This is a genomic window from Mesorhizobium sp. M0145 (assembly GCF_040322355.1).
In the GTDB taxonomy this organism is placed as follows: Bacteria; Pseudomonadota; Alphaproteobacteria; order Rhizobiales; family Rhizobiaceae; genus Mesorhizobium.
Genome location: NZ_JAMYTK010000025.1, coordinates 17,752 through 34,794, shown reverse-complemented (window position 1 = coordinate 34,794; position 17,043 = coordinate 17,752). Strand labels below are relative to the sequence as shown.

The 17,043-nt window shown below is 59.3% G+C and carries 20 protein-coding genes and 1 pseudogene; 18 read left to right on the top strand and 3 right to left on the bottom strand.

What is annotated here, in order from left to right; translation table 11 throughout:
• Positions 1-84: 84 nt before the first annotated feature.
• A complete protein-coding gene (locus NKJ28_RS26890; RefSeq protein ID WP_352637620.1) occupies positions 85-1,389 on the bottom strand; it encodes a DUF2130 domain-containing protein in 1,305 nt (434 codons plus the stop codon).
• A gap of 287 nt (positions 1,390-1,676) precedes the next feature.
• Here NKJ28_RS26890 and NKJ28_RS26885 point away from each other — a divergent pair, with 287 nt between their 5' ends.
• The gene (locus tag NKJ28_RS26885) at positions 1,677-2,066 is read left to right on the top strand and encodes a hypothetical protein (protein WP_352637642.1); all 390 of its coding nucleotides are present in this window, start codon (positions 1,677-1,679) and stop codon (positions 2,064-2,066) included.
• Here NKJ28_RS26885 and NKJ28_RS26880 read toward each other — a convergent pair.
• A complete protein-coding gene (locus tag NKJ28_RS26880; protein ID WP_352457909.1) occupies positions 1,965-2,216 on the bottom strand; it encodes a DUF6074 family protein in 252 nt (83 codons plus the stop codon). The two genes, NKJ28_RS26885 and NKJ28_RS26880, sit on opposite strands and share 102 nt — an antisense overlap.
• Before the next feature lie 75 nt (positions 2,217-2,291).
• Here NKJ28_RS26880 and NKJ28_RS26875 point away from each other — a divergent pair.
• The 11 genes and pseudogenes from NKJ28_RS26875 to NKJ28_RS26825 all read left to right on the top strand — a co-directional run.
• Positions 2,292-2,489: pseudogene (locus NKJ28_RS26875) on the top strand (transposase); the annotation flags it as partial.
• 644 nt (positions 2,490-3,133) lie between these two features.
• Complete coding sequence (locus NKJ28_RS26870; protein ID WP_023722969.1) at positions 3,134-3,331, top strand: hypothetical protein; 198 nt, start codon at positions 3,134-3,136, stop codon at positions 3,329-3,331.
• Between the two features lie 664 nt (positions 3,332-3,995).
• A complete protein-coding gene (locus NKJ28_RS26865; protein ID WP_352458909.1) occupies positions 3,996-4,223 on the top strand; it encodes a hypothetical protein in 228 nt (75 codons plus the stop codon).
• A 546-nt stretch (positions 4,224-4,769) separates the two neighbouring features.
• Positions 4,770-5,024 carry a DUF982 domain-containing protein gene (locus NKJ28_RS26860; RefSeq protein ID WP_352637619.1) on the top strand — a complete coding sequence of 85 codons (255 nt, stop codon included), beginning with the start codon at positions 4,770-4,772 and terminating at the stop codon, positions 5,022-5,024.
• A 227-nt stretch (positions 5,025-5,251) separates the two neighbouring features.
• The gene (locus NKJ28_RS26855) at positions 5,252-5,497 is read left to right on the top strand and encodes a DUF982 domain-containing protein (protein ID WP_352637617.1); all 246 of its coding nucleotides are present in this window, start codon (positions 5,252-5,254) and stop codon (positions 5,495-5,497) included.
• An 8-nt stretch (positions 5,498-5,505) separates the two neighbouring features.
• Positions 5,506-5,751 (top strand): DUF982 domain-containing protein, encoded by a 246-nt coding sequence (locus tag NKJ28_RS26850; RefSeq protein ID WP_352473718.1) that lies wholly within the window; start codon positions 5,506-5,508, stop codon positions 5,749-5,751.
• 8 nt (positions 5,752-5,759) lie between these two features.
• On the top strand, positions 5,760-5,999 hold the full coding sequence (locus NKJ28_RS26845) for a DUF982 domain-containing protein (protein WP_352473716.1): 240 nt from the start codon (positions 5,760-5,762) through the stop codon (positions 5,997-5,999).
• Between the two features lie 211 nt (positions 6,000-6,210).
• Positions 6,211-6,480, top strand: a complete 270-nt coding sequence (locus tag NKJ28_RS26840; RefSeq protein WP_352637616.1) for a hypothetical protein — start codon at positions 6,211-6,213, stop codon at positions 6,478-6,480.
• Between the two features lie 6 nt (positions 6,481-6,486).
• The gene (gene ligD, locus NKJ28_RS26835) at positions 6,487-8,382 is read left to right on the top strand and encodes a DNA ligase D (RefSeq protein WP_352637615.1); all 1,896 of its coding nucleotides are present in this window, start codon (positions 6,487-6,489) and stop codon (positions 8,380-8,382) included.
• A 107-nt stretch (positions 8,383-8,489) separates the two neighbouring features.
• Positions 8,490-9,377 carry a helix-hairpin-helix domain-containing protein gene (locus NKJ28_RS26830; protein ID WP_352637614.1) on the top strand — a complete coding sequence of 296 codons (888 nt, stop codon included), beginning with the start codon at positions 8,490-8,492 and terminating at the stop codon, positions 9,375-9,377.
• A 106-nt stretch (positions 9,378-9,483) separates the two neighbouring features.
• Complete coding sequence (locus NKJ28_RS26825) at positions 9,484-10,149, top strand: PHP domain-containing protein (protein WP_352637613.1); 666 nt, start codon at positions 9,484-9,486, stop codon at positions 10,147-10,149.
• Between the two features lie 21 nt (positions 10,150-10,170).
• On the opposite strand, the gene NKJ28_RS26820 is transcribed toward NKJ28_RS26825, so the two are convergent.
• Positions 10,171-10,809 carry a hypothetical protein gene (locus tag NKJ28_RS26820; RefSeq protein WP_352637612.1) on the bottom strand — a complete coding sequence of 213 codons (639 nt, stop codon included), beginning with the start codon at positions 10,807-10,809 and terminating at the stop codon, positions 10,171-10,173.
• A gap of 373 nt (positions 10,810-11,182) precedes the next feature.
• Here NKJ28_RS26820 and NKJ28_RS26815 point away from each other — a divergent pair, with 373 nt between their 5' ends.
• The 6 genes from NKJ28_RS26815 (at position 11,183) to NKJ28_RS26790 (ending at position 16,935) form a co-directional block, all read left to right on the top strand.
• Positions 11,183-11,497, top strand: a complete 315-nt coding sequence (locus tag NKJ28_RS26815) for an alpha/beta fold hydrolase (RefSeq protein WP_352637611.1) — start codon at positions 11,183-11,185, stop codon at positions 11,495-11,497.
• A gap of 1,173 nt (positions 11,498-12,670) precedes the next feature.
• Positions 12,671-13,540, top strand: coding sequence for an MBL fold metallo-hydrolase (locus tag NKJ28_RS26810; protein ID WP_352492316.1), 870 nt, complete (start codon positions 12,671-12,673; stop codon positions 13,538-13,540).
• A gap of 356 nt (positions 13,541-13,896) precedes the next feature.
• On the top strand, positions 13,897-14,349 hold the full coding sequence (locus NKJ28_RS26805) for a YidB family protein (RefSeq protein WP_352503351.1): 453 nt from the start codon (positions 13,897-13,899) through the stop codon (positions 14,347-14,349).
• A gap of 15 nt (positions 14,350-14,364) precedes the next feature.
• Positions 14,365-14,832: a TPR end-of-group domain-containing protein gene (locus NKJ28_RS26800; RefSeq protein WP_352637610.1), complete on the top strand. Its 468-nt coding sequence runs from the start codon at positions 14,365-14,367 to the stop codon at positions 14,830-14,832.
• 426 nt (positions 14,833-15,258) lie between these two features.
• Entirely contained in the window at positions 15,259-15,507 is a 249-nt protein-coding gene (locus NKJ28_RS26795) for an alpha/beta fold hydrolase (RefSeq protein ID WP_352637609.1), read from the top strand.
• Between the two features lie 501 nt (positions 15,508-16,008).
• On the top strand, positions 16,009-16,935 hold the full coding sequence (locus NKJ28_RS26790; protein WP_352637607.1) for an ArsR/SmtB family transcription factor: 927 nt from the start codon (positions 16,009-16,011) through the stop codon (positions 16,933-16,935).
• Positions 16,936-17,043 lie beyond the last annotated feature (108 nt).

Below are 17,043 nucleotides of genomic sequence, written 5' to 3'. Positions count from 1 at the left end.
AATCTTGCCACCTTCCCAGTCATCTAGGCGGCGATCGGGCGCAACGGGGAACGCCCGGCTTGGGGCAGTCGCTTGTCGGACCGTTTATGGTGTTTCGGCTCCAACCGCTGCAGCCGCATCGATAGCAACAACCTCGAGGCCCTCAATTTCCTGCATGACCTTCCCCGCGATACCCTGTAGGTCGCCGTACATCCCGACGGTCGACTCGATCACGCCCTGTATCTGAGCCTCCCGCTTGGCCCATAGGCGTACCGTGGCCTTGCGTTCCCTCGCGAGATCGTCCTGCATATCGGAGAATTTCTCAACGATCGCCTCGACCCTGTGACGAAACCGGGGGCCCGTCAGGTAGCCGTAGACTTGTTCCATCTTAGTTGCCTGCCCGTCCTGCGCGAGGCGGGAGTTGTCGAGTTCGATAAGGGACTGCCGGAGCATGATCGCTATCGGCATCGCGCATTTGGGATGGGCGATGTAGACGCCATCCACCAAATCGAACGTTTCCACGCCTGCAGGCAGCGCCTCGGAGATCATCAACGCGATGTCAGCCTTGGCAGCGCGCTGGTCCGTCCGGAGCTTGCCCAGCCAGCCCTGGCTCCAATTCCTGGTGCGTTTTGATTCCCACAGAATCGCGCCGCAGGGCTGGCCGGCCGGCCCCACCACGCGCTGCAGCACATCACCACCGAACTCACCTTTGGCGACCGGTTCGATGATGTCCATCGGGAAGCGGCTGCCGATCAGTGACTCCAACTCAAGCTCAAGGACCTCGCCCTGAAGCTGCTGGGAACCTTGCTCGGCGCGGCGCTTTAGCTCCTCGATCTGACGCTGCATGCCGGCGATCTGTTCCTCTTTCTCGGCCACCTTCATCTTGAGGCCGTCTTCGGCTTCGGTCCTGGCCTTGATGCGAACGGCGTCCAGCCCCTCCTGGATTCTCTTTTCAATGGTCAGCGCCATTTCCCGCTTTTCATCGTCGAGCGCCCGCTGCTGCTTCATAAACTCGGCCTGTTGTAACTGCGCTGCGGCAAGCTTCTCGTCCCGCGCCCTCAACGTCGCCTCCATCTCGCCAAGCTTCCTGTCCTTGTCCTCAAGGTCTGTCGAGACCAGCAGTTTTGCCTTTCGGGCCTCTTCGGCGACTATTCCAGCACGCTCAAGCTTGAGCTTTTCGGATACCTGGCTGTCGATGTCCTCACGGGCGGCGTCGATCGCGGCCTGCTTGCGCTGAAGCTCTTCCTCCCGGGCCGTCATGACGGCGTTGCTCTGCGCCAATCGCCGTTCGTATTCCTCGCGCGTGGCCGCAATCAGCGGCGCCGCGAGCGACTCGTTGAGCTTGATGTCGGTCTTGCAGCTGGGACAGCTGATTGTCGGCTCATTGAGAGTCCTGGGCTGGACAGTCATCGGGCACTCCCTCGGGAGAAAAGGGGCAGAAAGAATGTCCTGATGTATACAGGAACGCAGCGGCCTCGAAAAGAACAAAAAGGGAACCTCGGAGTTATCCCCTGCATAGGTGGCCAGACCGGCAGTGATGTCGAGTGTACCGGCCGAGCCGTCCGGCTCGCAGCCCTGAGCGACTTTGTACCTATAGGCATTGGGCTCAAGCCGGATAGTTGAGCTTAGCTATTTGCCGCGCCAACAGCTGCACCGCCGTTCACCGTTTGTGCTTCGAAAGTCGCATAAATGGCAGTGTGGAACTCAACGGCGGCTCATTGGTTTTGCGGGTTCAGCTCGTGGAAAAGGTCCGTCGGCCTTCCGTGAATGCGGGTTTCCGCATCGCCTACCTCGATTTGGTCGATGACTGCCGGACAGGCGAGGCGGAGCCGTATCTCGCCCGAGAGCACATTCGCGCGCATGATTTCGACGAACGCGCCTATCTTTTCATCCGCAGTGAAAACCTGCGTTTGACGGATGCAGTGGTGCTACGCTTGTGGAGCCCGGGGCGTCTCTATGCGGCAATCCTTCATCGTGAGCCGATGCTATTGTGCAAGTTTCGCAGCACTGCGGGTGGCGATATCGCCCAAGACAGCATGAAGAAGCGTTCCAACTTCCTGTTCGGCGACCCCGGGTGCAATTCCTGATTCGGACAGTTGAACGAGAATTGCCTTGGCGGTGTTGCGCCAGAAGGCGTTCGCGTCCTTCCCGTTCTTGGATTCCAGGACCCGGGCGATCCCTTCGACCAACTTCCGCCGCCGATGCAGCGGAAACGCGCTTATGTTTGAATCACACATCGATCACCTCACCCCTCCAGTCGCGCGAATAAGCATTGGCGGGTGAGAAAATTTGGTTAACAGCGCTTTTGGACAATGGTCAGCAATGGAATAAAGCGTCTACCCAACAAGCCAAGAGGTGTGCCACGTGTTGATGATCGGCGCGTGCTGAACGGCATCTTCTGGGTGCTGCGCTCCGGTGCTCCATGGCGCGACCTGCCTCAGCGCTATGGCCCGCGCACCACCTGTTGCAACCGCTTCGTCCGATGGCGAAAAGCAGGTGTGTGGCTGCGCAGTAACGAGTCTACGGCCTAAGGTTTGCGGAGCCTCACGCCGGCGCGGCTGCCGTTCTCCGGGATGAACTCGACGCCGGCGGCCTAGAGGGCGATGCGCAAGGCAGCAACGGTTCGCTCTTGTGTGGAGCCCTGTCGGGCCGCGACATCTACTTAATGTCTATTTTAGACAGTCGCCGCGACCATAACTTTTGATAACAGGTCAGGGTCGCGGGATGCCGAGCCGCTTGAAATACCGGGTTACGTCCGGATGCTCGCGATCGTCCCGCCTCAACCGCGCAAGCGCGTCATCATCGCGGGCGAGCGCCATAGCCAAACCGGGAGCGCTTATTCTCCACGGAGCACCGGGCATTGTCTGGTTGTGAAGACGGTGCTTGATCACCAGCCGCCTGAGTGTGTCTTCGCTTACGTTGTAGTCGTACCTGAACAGATCAATGGCCCTCTGGACCGTGATCGCCTCTGCCCGTGGGATCTAGAGCGGCCGAAGCCGTTCGCCTGTTGCCGGCGCTGTTTTGACACGGCGCGCATTGGTCATTCGGCCCATCGCGCTTTTCTGCGGCCCGCCGTTTCGCCCGACATCAGGGAACGATATCGCCCCCCATGTATTAGAAACCCATGGACACTATGGAACCCCACGGCCACGGGATGGCGGCCGATCTTTTGACATCGGAAGTTGCCAATGCCAGGCAGCGCATCCACCGGACCGAGCTCGCGCTTCAACGCACTGAAGAAATGCTGGCGGAAAATCTCGCGCTGTGCAGCAGGATACGAACTGCGGTCGAGGCCGCAGACCGCTTGGTGAAGATCGATCCCCCCAGCTTTGAAGGACGTCGCGCGGGTTGAACTGGGCCGGCGTTTCATCGTCGCGACCTTGCGGCACCCTGCCGCAAGAGCCTGCCCGTTGGCATCACAGCGTGAGCAAACATTGGACAGAAGCATTCCAACGTTCACGATGTGCAACGCCGACGCTAGATAGACACGAATTTCAGTTCAAAGAGCGAGGTTAATGCTGCGGCAAACGAAGGGGCACGGGGGGGCTTCGCGCGAGCCAGTTATCCGATCTCCCGCTCAGAAATTTCTACCAAATATTCCGACCTCCTGATGGAACCCATTCGTTGCGGGCGAGTTGCGGCTGATTGGGACGGACTTCCCGAACATGACAACGAGCAACAAAGCAGACCATCAGTCTGTCTCCGAAGCGTTTCGGAAACTGATCCGTTCCGAAGGCTATCGTCATCACGTACAAACGTTCTTAAATCTGGAGGTCGAACCAGAACTGCCGCCAACCCTACAGTCATTACTTGCGGCTATTGATCGGGCCAAACAGGGCCCGACGGAAGAAGGTCCCCAGCCGGCTGGCTGAGCGTCAGGTCAAAGAGTATAGAGGCTCGCTTCGTGGCTTGTCCCCCTGATTCCCACTCAGAAGTTATCAAACATTCTTCTTGATTTTTCTCGACAGAGGATCATGAATGTTCCCTTGGGTTCTCGCTGAGGTGGGAGGCCTTGTATGAACGTTTGGACGAACTGCCGACCCGACAAGGTGACTGCCAAACACCTTGTTCACGAGCTGATCCTACAAGCCCGTCGCGGCCAAATCATCTCCGTCAAAGAGACTATTGCAGCGGTGCGCCGAGACGGGCCACATCTGGCGGAAACTGACTGCGAGCTGGTGGAGCTTATTGTCAATGTTGCCCCAGCCTTTGGCCTGTTCGTCGGGTTCGATCTTCGCGAATAACCGCCTCCTCAACAGGGCGGACCGTGGCGACACGGTCTCGATCAAAGCGGCACTACGCGAAGCTCGGGAGGCTGCGCCTTGCTTGGTGGCCTCCGACGAAGAACTAACCGAGGCGATCGTCGAGGCAGCAACTGCCATGCCTCTGCGTGGCTTTCGACGCCCGGGAGTAGCTGTCGGCCGACTTCGGTGACCTCGCAATGGGCGCGCGCCCGTATGCTGTCATTCATTCTCAATATTCCGGCCTTGGCGTGACAGTCCTCACATTAACGCTCTCGCCGAGGACAAATAACCATCGGATGCCGCAGATTTCCGACTGGTCCTTTTACGCGATCGTCGCAACGAGTAGACCGACAACAAGCGAAATGACCAGGGCGACACCCACCGGAAGATGATGCATACCGGCTTCGTACCGACCGCTTAGATAACCGTCGATGAACCTTTGGAAACATCCCGTCACGGACTCAGACATGCCTAACAAACGGTAATCGTCCTCATCGCTGAGCCGGTTAGTAGAGACGAAACCCGCTAGCCGCCTGGGGTCCATTCATGGCTCTCCACTGGTTCAACCCTCCGATCCCCGTCAAGACCGAGCGTCCCGGGATCATCCGCAACGTCAACAACGCCGAGGCAGCCGGCGAGGAGTTGATGAAGTGGACCAAGCGTGGCCCTTGGTGGGACCTCGCGGTGCGCGTTTGCATGGCCGTGATTTTCGACGAGATGGAACCCGAGGAGGCCCGCAAGGCATTCCTGGCTGCTGCAAAAGAGGAGGGGACATTACTCCCCCCAATGACAACCAGCTAAATTGGATTGCGGTATAAGGTTCTAGGTGTCTCAGACCAACACCGCCTTCGCGAAAGGAGCCCGCCGCCAAGCATGGAGATGAGAGGCGACGGACCCCCCCACAGCGGCTGCACATCCACGAAGTAATCCCGCTGCCGCCTCTAAACCCGCGAGGGCCTACATCGTTCCCTTAGCTGCAGCTAAAGCGGGGTTGGTCGGCGGGCTCTTGCCGCTCTAAGTTCCCTCTTATGGGTCCCCTCTGGTTCGCTCCCCCGGTCTACGTGAAGACGAAACGTCCGGGCATTCGCAATGGGGTCAGCCACGTCGAGGGAGCCGCCGAGGAACTCCTGGCATGGGACACAAAGGGCCCGAGGTGGACGAAGGCGGTCCAATCCTGCGTCGACGCGTTCCAGGGCAGCGCCTCCCCCCAAGAGGTCCGTGAAGCCTTTGAGGCGGCTGCCAAGGAGGCCAACGTGTATCTCTCCCCTGAGTAGGAGGTATCATGGCGCCCATCTGGTTCGTCCCTCCGGTGTTCGTGAAGACTGAAACCGGTGTCAGGCATGGCTGCAACAATGCGAAGGAAGCCCTTGAGCAGCTCAAGATGTGGACCCGGCGAGGGCCTCGCTGGCATAAGGCGGTGACCCTCTGCCTGTCAGCCTTGGAGGGCGATTCGATTGACCCCCACATAATACGAAAGGCCTTTGAGGCTGCCGCTAAGGAGGCCAACGTGTATCTCTCCCCTGAGTAGGAGTTGTCGTGGCAACCCATTGGTTCTCCCCTCCGGTGTACGTCAAGACCGACCGACCTGGGGTCACCTACGGGTGCAACAACGTCGAGGGTGCCGCCGAGGAACTCATGAAGTGGACCAAGATGGGACCTAAGTGGAGGAAGGCTGTGCAACTGTGCGCCGACGCCCTTCAGGACCGTGTGACTCCGGAAGAGGTCCGTCAGGCTTTCGAGGCTGCTGCCAAGGAGGAGAGGGTGCTGCGTGAGTAGCAGGCCGGTGCCCATGGCTATGTTGGGAAGGACCCGTTAGGCTGTCTAATGCTGACCAAGTCCGCGCTGCTCGAAATAGACCCGGATACGAGAGCATTCACTCTGGTCGGCGCATTTATGGCCATTTTGCACTTCTGAAACTGGCATCGGAGCTGCTCTGGGCGAGGTAGTTGGCGTCAATGGGGCACGTCGAGTAATCATCAATCGAAACATGGGGTTCGACGAGAAGATCAAAACCGTACGCACAGGGGACCGGAACCGGAATGTCAGGCTTCTAAAGCCGATGGCAGAAACCGGATACGCTGTGGCGGCATTTGAGGGCCCGTTCCTGCTCTTGATTATTGCACGGCCTCAGGCCGAGGCGCTAACCAAGCGGGTCGGCAATGATCGCGAAAAGCTCAATACGGCCGGCAGCGAAACTAAAGAAGTAGTCGCGCGTTGGACGGCGGATAACGCTGTTTCGTCTCTGAGTATGGTTTAGGTCAGAGTGGTCAAGCCAACGTCGCGTAAGGCAATCAATGCGTCGGGCGCTAGTCAAGCGAAGTCGCCCGCTCGTGACGAGGTCACTTTAGCGCCGCCCGCTTTCCGGCCGGTCCAACTCGCAACGCTCGTGGACACGGTCCCTGCCGGCGATCGTTGGATCCATGAAATGAAATACGACGGCTATCGTATTCTCGTTGCCGTCGGCGGAGGCGAGGCGCGAGCCTACACACGATCTGGTCTGGACTGGTCTAGCCGTTTTCCCTCGGTCCTCTCCGAGGCTCGCAACCTCAAGGTGCGCTCCGCCCTGATTGACGGCGAGGCCGTGGTTGTCGATGCGGAAGGAAGATCTAACTTCCAAGCGCTTCAAAATGCATTGAAGGGTGCCCCGGCGACTATCGACTTTTATGCGTTCGATCTGCTGCAGCTCGACGGCGAAGATCTGACAAGGCTTCCTCTTGTTGAGCGCAAGGCGAAGCTGGAGGCGATCTTGCCTGCGAAAAATCCGGTCCTTCGTTACTCCGACCATATCCTCGGCCGCGGAGAAGAGCTGCTCGATCGCTTCTGCGCAGCCGGCCTTGAGGGCGTCATCTCAAAGCTCGCGGATTCGAGTTATGTGGCGGCCCGCGGCGCAAGCTGGCTGAAGATCAAATGCCTCAGGCGGCAAGAATTTGTGATTGTCGGCTGGACGCCGTCCGACAAGGTCCGCGCGTTTCGGTCCTTGATGCTTGGCGTTCATGACGGCGGCAAGCTGCGTTACGCCGGGAAAGTCGGCACCGGCTTCGATACCGCTGAACTTCTTCGTCTCTTGAAGATCATGGCGCCGCTCGAGCAGAAGGCCGCGACCGTCGACGCACCACGCGCCGAAGTGCGCGGCGCACACTGGCTCCGTCCGAAACTGGTCGCTGAGATTGCCTTCACCGAAATGACAAATGAAGGGACATTACGACATCCGAGCTATCTTGGTCTCCGCGAAGACAAGAAGCCGGAGGCGGTCGTGCTCGAGACGGAACGTCATGCAGCCGATCTCGCCGCTGCGACAACCACCATCGCGATAAGTAACCGTGACCGCGTCATCTATCCGGAGTCCAACATCACCAAGGGACAGCTCGCCGACCATTACGCAGCGGTCGCGGCGATCATGCTTCCTTGGGTTGGCAGCCGGCCGATCAGTCTGGTTCGATGCCCACAGGGCCGCGCGAAGAAGTGCTTCTTCCAAAAACACGACGCCGGCAGCTTTGGCGACAAAGTCCACCACGTCGGCATCACAGAGAAAGACGGGCACGAGGAACCATATCTCTATATCGACGATGCCGACGGACTGATGACTTGCGTCCAGATGGGAACGATCGAGCTGCACGGATGGGGGGCTCGGATCGAGGATGTCGAAAAGGCCGACCGCCTCGTGTTCGACCTCGACCCCGATGAAGGCCTCGATTTTGAGGCCGTCCGCGCCGCTGCCTTTCAGTTCCGCGCTATCCTTAAATCGCTGGGACTTACGACTTTCCCGATGCTGACGGGAGGCAAAGGAGTGCACGTCATCGCGCCGCTCACCCCTGGCGCCGAGTGGCCACAGGTTAAGGACTTCGCGTCTCGCCTGGCGCAGGCGGTCGCCCGGAGCGATCCGGCCCATTTCACGGCCGTGTTGTCAAAGGCGCGCCGCAAGGGTCGCATCTTTGTGGACTATCTACGCAATCAGCGCGGGGCGACCGCGATCATGCCTTACAGCGCGAGATCACGTCCGGGCGCTCCTGTCGCGGCACCGATCACGTGGGCGGAGATGAAGACAATAGACGCGCCCTCTCATTTCCACGTGGGCGATGCTCTTGAATTAAAGAAACGCGCAGCCTCCAAAGCTCTGGCGGGATGGGGTCGCGCTGACCAATCCTTGCCCAATCTGTAGCGTCCGACGCGGGAAGAGGCAGTAAAGCCGGGATTTAAAGGGCAACGCGGCGCTCGTGATCTTGCCTGATTGGAACCTGCGGAGATCGGCCTCGTTGGGCTGAAGCCATGGCAAAAATCAATCCGAGGACCGTCGCCAGTCTTTTGAAGGAATACGCACAACGGGCGTCCATGCGCGGCGACAATCCCTATCGCATAAAGGCATACTTGCGCGCGGCAGACAGTCTGACGGCGCTGTCGCAGCCGCTTGATCGGATCATCGCCGCCGGCGCCCTCACCAAGATCCCGGGGATCGGTGACGCGATCGCAGACATCGTGACCAAGCTTTACCAAACCGGCACGCACCCAAGCCTTGAGAAGCTGCGCGAGGATGTTCCAGCGGGCGTGATGGAGCTGTTTGCCATACCCGGGCTTCGTCCCGATAAGATACTGAAGCTTCATCAGGCGCTCGGCGTGAACTCGTTGGCGGAGCTCGAGGCCGCAGCGAGAGAAGACCGCATCCGCCCAGTCAAAGGCCTCGGCGCCGCGCTTCAGACAAAGCTGCTGCAGAACCTGGCCATCGTGCGAAGCGGCGAAACGCAACTTCACCTGCACAAGGCCGCCGCTCTTCTCCACCATGCGGTCATATCGGTAAAGGAAGAGCATCCAGAGTTTTCGCGCGTGGAAATTGCAGGTGACTTCCGACGCGGTTGCGAGCTCGTTTCCGACTTCGCCCTAGTAGCGCAGGCCAGAAAATCGACTGGAATCGAGGATACGACTCTCAGGCTTGTTGTCACGGACAGGAAGCACTTTGGCGCGAGCCTGCTCGAGGCAACCGGTTCGGCAGACCACCTTGAGCAACTGAAGACGTTCGCGGCCGACAAGGGATTCACCCTAAACGCCGACGGGCTTCATCGCGGGAGAAAGCTGATCGCGTCAGCGACAGAAGAAGAAATCTACCAAGCTCTAGACTTGCAGTTTATCGAGCCTGAATTGCGCGAAGGGGGACGAGATTGAGCGAGCGGCAAAGCAGAAGCTACCCGCCCTCATTCGGGATGAAGATCTGCATGGCATCCTGCATTCTCACACGACCGCATCCGATGGCACCGAAACGCTTGAGGCAATGGCTGAAGCCACGCGTAGGCGCGGTTTCGAATACTATGGTGTCGCCGATCATTCGCAGTCCGCTCACTACGCAGGCGGGCTTTCGTTGCAGGAGATTGCTGAACAGCACCGCGAAGCTGACCGGCTGAACAAGGCATACAATGGAAAATTTCGCATATTGAAGGGGATCGAGGCGGACATCCTGGCGGATGGCTCGCTCGATTACCCGAATCATATCCTGGAGCAGTTCGATTTCGTCGTCGCGAGCGTGCACAGCCGCTTCAAGTTGCCCAAGAAGGAACAGACGGAGCGTATCATTGAGGCGATCGGAAATCCTCGGACGACAATCATCGGGCACATGACCGGTCGCCAGCTGTTGCGCCGGCCCGGTTATGATCTCGACGTCGACAAAGTCCTCAAAGCGTGTGCGAAACACGGCGTCGCTGTCGAAATCAACGCACATCCGTGGCGACTCGACCTCGACTGGCGCTGGCATCAAAAGGCACTCGATCAGGGCTGCATCTTCAGCATCAATCCGGACGCTCATTCGATCCGCGAGCTCGACCACATGCATTGGGGTGTCGAGATGGCGCGCAAGGGCGGTGTCCCTGCGAAGCGGGTCCTGAACGCGATGCGTTTGGCGGCCCTCCTTGCGCATCTCGCACGGCGCAGGCAAACGTCCTAACCTGCTTGTGCGCCCGGCCTATCAGCGCAGGAGTCCGTCCTTCTCAAAATCTTCCCAGCCGCGCAAACTGGAGTGCGAGTTCTCATCGGGGCCGTAGCCAGCTGAAGCTGCAGTTCCGCGACCGCTTCTTTGAGCGCGTTTCATAGCGGCCTTCCCTGCGGCTCGCCGCCTATTCTCTGCAGCTGTCGCTGCGTCCTGTTCGCGCCAGACCGTAACCAGGTCGCAGTCAAGCACATCCTCCACGTGCTGCGGGTCGAACACGTGAAAGGTGATGTTCCTTGCCCGCCCGCGGAGTTTCACCGTTTTCGTCCCGGCGCTCTGCAAGCGACCATCTTTCAGCCAGCGGTGCCGTTCGGCCGTCGAGATCGTCAGAATGTCCTCGATTTCACGGGGGATTACGGGCAGGTCTTCGATATTCTGCAGTGCTTTGGATACGATCCCGAATACCACCTGCACATCATTCTCGGCGCCCTCAGACAGGCGCAGGGTAAGCACGCGGGACTCGATATGGAGCAATTTCCTGAACTCCGTTGGAAGGCGGGCGCGTATTTCGAGAAAAATACCCCTCGCTCTGACGGACGATCCAAACGTTGCAGCCGGGGTTAAAGGCCACTCTCCAATCAGCTTCGCTGTTGCATTGGTTTTTCGGCGCGTGGACATGCCCCTTTATATAGGTCACCGATTGTCGGCAGCGATGAGCCGATCGCAAAGCCAACAAAGTTCTAATCCGCCAGCGGTCTGAACCACGATGCCCAAAGGCGCAACCACGATTGTGAGCGGGGCCGTTTGCAACTTCGGCTAACAGGAAACGGCAGAGTTGATCTCGAAGTGCGATATCAGGCGCGTCGCCGCCTGGCGGCTTTTTGGGGGCCGTTTGCTGTCCGTCCGGTTATTGCCGAGGGACCAGTTAAAGCCGCCGTTCGGCTCACGACCTCTTCGCGGAATACAAGGCAAGTTCAGATCCCGCGGAAGCCGACATTGAACTGCCTCTCCGTTTACACGTTTGGCAAATGTTGCGAATGGAGGGAGTTGCATGTTTGAAGGTTTCTCGCTGGAGCAGATCAAACTTCCGGAAGCGACGTTCAGAGTGCGGGTTGGTGGAAGGGGCTACCGCTTCCTGATGCTGCACGGTCATCCTCGCACCCATGCCACTTGGCATCGCGTGGCGCCGATTTTGGCTGAGGAATACACCGTAATTTGCCCTGGTCTTCGGTGCTCGCCCTTGCGGTGTGTCGCAACACAATCAGCGCGTCCGGTTTGCCGTGAACAGATCTTGCTGATGCACCAGTTCGTCCGCGACGGGCTGACGGAGGCGGCGTGTGCCATTCGGGTGGATGGCCGAAAATAACCCCACCTCTGCATGACGCGAATTGTCCCAGCCCGGGTAGGCCGTTATCGGGTACAGGCAAATACCCTCGAATCGATGCTCCGACACCCATAGCGGCACGCACCTCGTCGCGGCATACATAGTGGAGCCAAGCCGGCCCGCCGGATCCCTCTGAGCCGGTCTCGGCAATGAACATCGGCTTACCGTACCGATGAGCAACCTCGAGCAACATTTCCGACAAAGCGCGGTACTCATGGTGTCCCATCGATATCGTCGGCCCGTTTATTTACCATTGATTGTGCGGCTAGAAATTCAGGCCCACGACAATCGACAACATCTTCGCTCCCGCCCAACTCAGGTTCGACGCGGCCCAGCAACATGTCGTAAGCTTCGAACTGCCCCTGACGGGCGTTTTCGGCCCGACCCCGTTCGCTGCGGGTCCGGTCACGAGGAGCGATTTGGATAAGGGGCTCGGCCCAGACAAATCTGCAGGCGGGGTCGATCTCCCGCATTGCACGAACACCCGCGATGGCAGCCTTCACGAGATGCCGCTTGAACCATCCACGTTTGTTCGGCCCCACGCGGGAAATAGCCGACCTCAACAGCCCATGCGAAAAAGGAGATCTAGTTGATGGGACACAACAGAGGCGGTGTTCCGGCGATCGAACGCTGTACGCTCACGGCTTCTGCCGCGAACGAGGCATAGGCATCGATGAAATGCAGCGATCCCTGATCGACATGGTCTGGAGATCCGTAATGGAAGATGTCCCAGATAACCTGGACACCTGCCGATCGGGCCGCCTCGACCATTGGCGCCCAACTTGACCAGTCATAGGCGAAGCTTGCGGAACCGGAGCCTCCACCTGGTGCTCGTCCATACGCCCCACTTCGCTCATTCGAAGTCTTCTTTCAGCAGTCGGCTTCGAACTCGGCCGCCTCGTTAGGACCGGGAACCGCGTTGGCGAAATACCGCATCCAATGGGGCGCGCGCCATCTTCGTTGCTCAGTCCAGCTCGTCCTGGCGTGACCGGGTAATGCCGAACCGATTTGGTCGAGCCTTTGTTCCTGTGGTGGACTGTCCGGAGCTGGGTGGCGAAGGAGGAACAAGGAGGGCCGTGCCAAGTTCGGGGCGATATACCACCGCCGCCGATCGACTCGAGCGGCTGCTCAGCAACAAGAGAGGCACGGGATCACATGACCGTTCAGATTCGACTTTCCGAGATCGACCACGCCAGGCGCGAGGATCGTGGCGACGGCGCTTGGAGCATCGCACCGGACTTGGGCTATTTGCGCCTAGCAATCGTCAATGTCGTGTTCTTCGGCGCACCGGGCAGCGGAGATCGGAACTGGATGCTGATCGATACCGGGTTGCCGACGTCCCGCGGCAGCATTCTTGCGGTCGCGGAAAAGCGGTTTGGCACGAACGCACGGCCGGCCGCGATCATCCTGACCCACGGCCATTTCGACCATGTGGGAACGGTTCTAGACCTCGCGAATAGGTGGGACGTGCCTGTCTTCGCGCATCCACTCGAGCGCCCCTATTTGGACGGAACCGCGTCCTATCCGCCACCGGATCCCTGGGTCGGGGGTGGACTGATGGCGCTGCTTTCGCCGCTTTTTCCACGGGGGCCAATTGATCTTGGCAACCGTTTGGAACTCCTACCTGCCGACGGATCGATCCCCGGAATGCCCGGATGGCGATGGCTACACACACCCGGGCACGCTCCTGGGCATATCTCGCTCTGGCGCGAGGAGGACCGCTCGCTGATCGTAGGGGACGCTTTCATCACCACCGGTCAGGAGTCAGTCTATGAGGTCGCCGTTCAGGATCTTGAGATGCACGGTCCGCCGCGCTACTTCACGCCGGACTGGGATGCGGCGGAAAGATCCGTGAAGCACTTGGCTGCCCTGAACCCGCACATGGTCATCAGTGGACACGGTGCGGCTGCCGCGGGAGTGGGCATGCGTCAAGCTCTTGACAGCCTGGCTGAGCGGTTCAGGGTGTTCGCCGTCCCGCCGAAATTGAAATTCGTGCGCGAGCCGGCGGCAGTCCAAGGTAGCTGAGGCTAACCGAGCCGCCGTCGTTCTGAAATATGGTCAAATTGGGCAGACTCTGTCTCTCGACCCGGTAGAGTTACCCCGTCGGGTCGCGCTCTCCATCGTCGCCGACAAACTCTGACAAGCGGAACAAACCCGGAAGGCGCCGGGTTAGGGCGTTCGATCGGCGTAGGGCGACTGCGGGCCAAGCGCCCCGAAATTCTGCGTCAGGAGAAGACGTCAGATGAAAACGAGTAACCCGAAGGACGCGTCCTCTCCGCCGGCGAGCCGACCGGCAAGAAGTTGTTCGAGCCCACACGGGTCGTCATCCGCCAAGACTTGGCTTCGATTCGCTCATCGGCCAAAACCGTGGAGGAGATCAAATGGCAAATCTGGGAAGATTGGCGATCGCGATGCTTGGCGTTCTGGCATACCAAAATCGCGACAAGCTCTGTGAATTGATTCCGGGAGCGGGGTATCTTAACCCAAACGACCCGCAACGCAGAATTCTGGCTCAGATAACGAATGGCGTGTCGAGGGCTGACCTTGGTGAGATCCTCGACCGGTTCAGGGAGGTGGGGGCAGGATCGAAGGTCGACTCGTGGGTTGGCAGCGGGCCAAACCAACCGATTGAGCCAAGGGACGTCCAAGCGGCAATGGACGAAGGTACACTCACGTCCATTTCGATGCAGACGGGTCTTTCGCGCGAGGAGCTAATCAGAAGGATTGCGCGGGATCTACCCGAGACAGTCAACGAGATGACGCCGAATGGTGAATGGCCGCCTGAGCCGACACATGGCTTGGATAAGTCGACCCTGCTCGACAATGTATCCTAGGGGACACAGCCAGGAATGCAGCCGGCCAAGGCGAGATCCAGGGTGGCAACTCTACACGGGGGGACGCTCCTGCGCGATCGCCTTCATCCGCTCGCGAACGAAGGATCTGTTTCGAGCGCGCCGAACGCGCAACTGGCCGCCATCCTGAAAATGCGGCACCGCTGCAACGCGGCGCCCTCGCTCGCGTATATCGGTGAGCGGAAGAAGGCGCGTTCCTGGCTGGCCAGAGCGCTGGCGATCGATCCGGACGACTTCGTGACGCAGTACAACGCCGCTTGCATGTATTCCGTGCTCGGGGAAGTGGAGGAAGCGGTGCGGTACCTGGAAAGAGCCGTCGGAGGAAGCGTGAGTCAGAACGTATTGGAACGAATCCGTCACGAAGTCATTTCGACGCCATTCGCGATCACCCGCGGTTCGTGCAGCTTCTTAGTTCACTTGGCTTGTGACGCACAGCTGTACTTGCACAAGCTTCGGCCTGCCTAGCAGCCGCGTTCGGTTTGGGTGGCGGATTCAACTAATCGCAGCAACACACGCTCTTTTCTGAAAGATGGAGTGTGAGCCATGAAGCAGCGAAGTCGCATCTACTACTCGGCCGCTCAGCGCCTGAGATTTGGGTTCGATGGCAGGCGGGCGAGTCGATGAGCTCGATCGGACGACGATTCGATCGGGAGTCTTCATCGGTCCGTTCTTGCCGCCGCGCCTGGGCCTTGCACTGGCGGGCTGCCGGCCTTGCCTGTCGCCGGTGGTGTTTTCCCCCACATTTTGCTGCCGCTGCTTGTGCTGCTCACCTGGCCGCTCGCCATGGGCAAGTATTTCGCCCCGGCATCGTCTCTGCGGGGTTTGCTTCGTCGGCAAAGGACATCGCCAGCTGGCCTCACAGCTGCGGTCGATCGCGGCCGAATCGGGATTATGCTGGCCGACGCGCTGGCCGGCGGCCGCTTCACCCGCTACAATGATCTGTTGATGCCTGCCGGCATTATTGCCGGGGCCGGCGACCGGTTGTTCGATGCGAAAGCCGAGGCTCTTAGACTACAATCGGAGATTCCTGGTTCCTTTGTCGATATCATCCCGCAGGCCGGCCACATGGTCCACCACACCGCACCGCTAGCTGTTCTCGCCATGGTGGACAGGGTCGCTGCCGCGGCCAGCATGAAGTAGGCCGGCACTGGCGCGATCCCGAAGAAGTGGAATCGCGATTTTCGGAAAAGATCATGCTCAAAAGCAATAGGTAGAACCCCGTCCCGACTCTATCGGGTGGCGAATCCGATGATTTACTTCACGGCGGCACGCACTTCAGCGAACCGCATCCTGTGCATCCATCCGCGCCGGTTCGGCTAACATCGACGTCGAGGTCCCGTATCTTGGGATTTGGCCAGGGGAACGGCCCCAATTCCGTGTTCGGCTTCTGCCTCTCTTTGTGGCTGCCAGCATCTAGTCGTCTGCAAATCGAGGCCACGGACTGACAAGCACCCCCGCACTACAAGGAGCTGGCGGTCGGAGAACAAATTAGACATGTCGCACCATCCTTGCGGTACGGCTTGCGATGCATACTGACGGTCGAGGGCTTAATGTAACCAAATCAACGGCTCGGCGTTTCGGTCAGCGCCGTTGCAATGAGCGAAGCCATAACCTCTGTCACGAGCATAGACTGGCGATTTCATGAGTCGCAATTTTCTGGTGATCGAACCTGAGGAAGGCATTGCCGTGCTCAAGGGGCTTGCCTCCTCGGCGCGGATCTCGATGCTGAAACTGCTGCATGAGAAGGGGCCGATGAATGTCAACGAAATCGCCGCCGAGCTGTCGCTGCCGCAGTCAACCGTCTCGACCAATATCCAGGTGCTGGAGGATGCGGGGCTGATCCACACCGAGAGCCTGAAAGCGAAGAAAGGCAACCAGAAAATCTGCTATCCGACCGCCGAAAAAGTGCTCATCGTGTTCAAGGGTGAGTATCGTGCGGTCAAGAACGACGCGATCGAAGTGTCGATGCCGATCGGGCTTTACACCGGCTTCGAGGTTACCGCGCCCTGCGGCCTTTGTTCGCCGGACGGCATCATCGGTCTGCTCGATGTGCCGAACACTTTCCTTGATCCGGACCGCATGAAAGCCGGTCTGCTATGGTTCACGCGCGGTTTTGTCGAATACCAGTTCCCCAACAATGCCAAGCTCGCCAATGCCGAGATCACCGGACTCGAAGTTGCGATAGAGCTGTCTTCGGAAGTGCCGGGCACCAGCGCCGATTGGCCCTCGGACATCACGCTGACGATCAATGGCGTCGATGTCGGCACATGGACGTCGCCGGGAGATTTCGGCGACAAGCGCGGCGTCTTCACGCCCTCCTGGTGGAAACTCAAGGGTTCGCAATACGGCAAGCTGAAGACCTGGCGAATTGCCAGGGACGGCACCTATGTCGACGGCGTCAGGATTTCCGAAACCGGCCTCGCCGCACTCGATCTGAAGAGCCATCATTCAATCCGCGTCCGTATCGGCGTCAAGGACGATGCCAAGCGCCCCGGCGGGATCAATATTTTCGGCAAGGGCTTTGGAAATTACGATCAGGACATTGTGCTCAGGATCAAAACCGCGTGAATCGACTGGCCGCGTTGCTGCGCTCAGTTACAGTTCATTGCTAGGCTAGGCTTGCAGCTGGCACCGCCGTCCATGAGGCGACCGGCTTGCCTGACGTGTATAGATCCC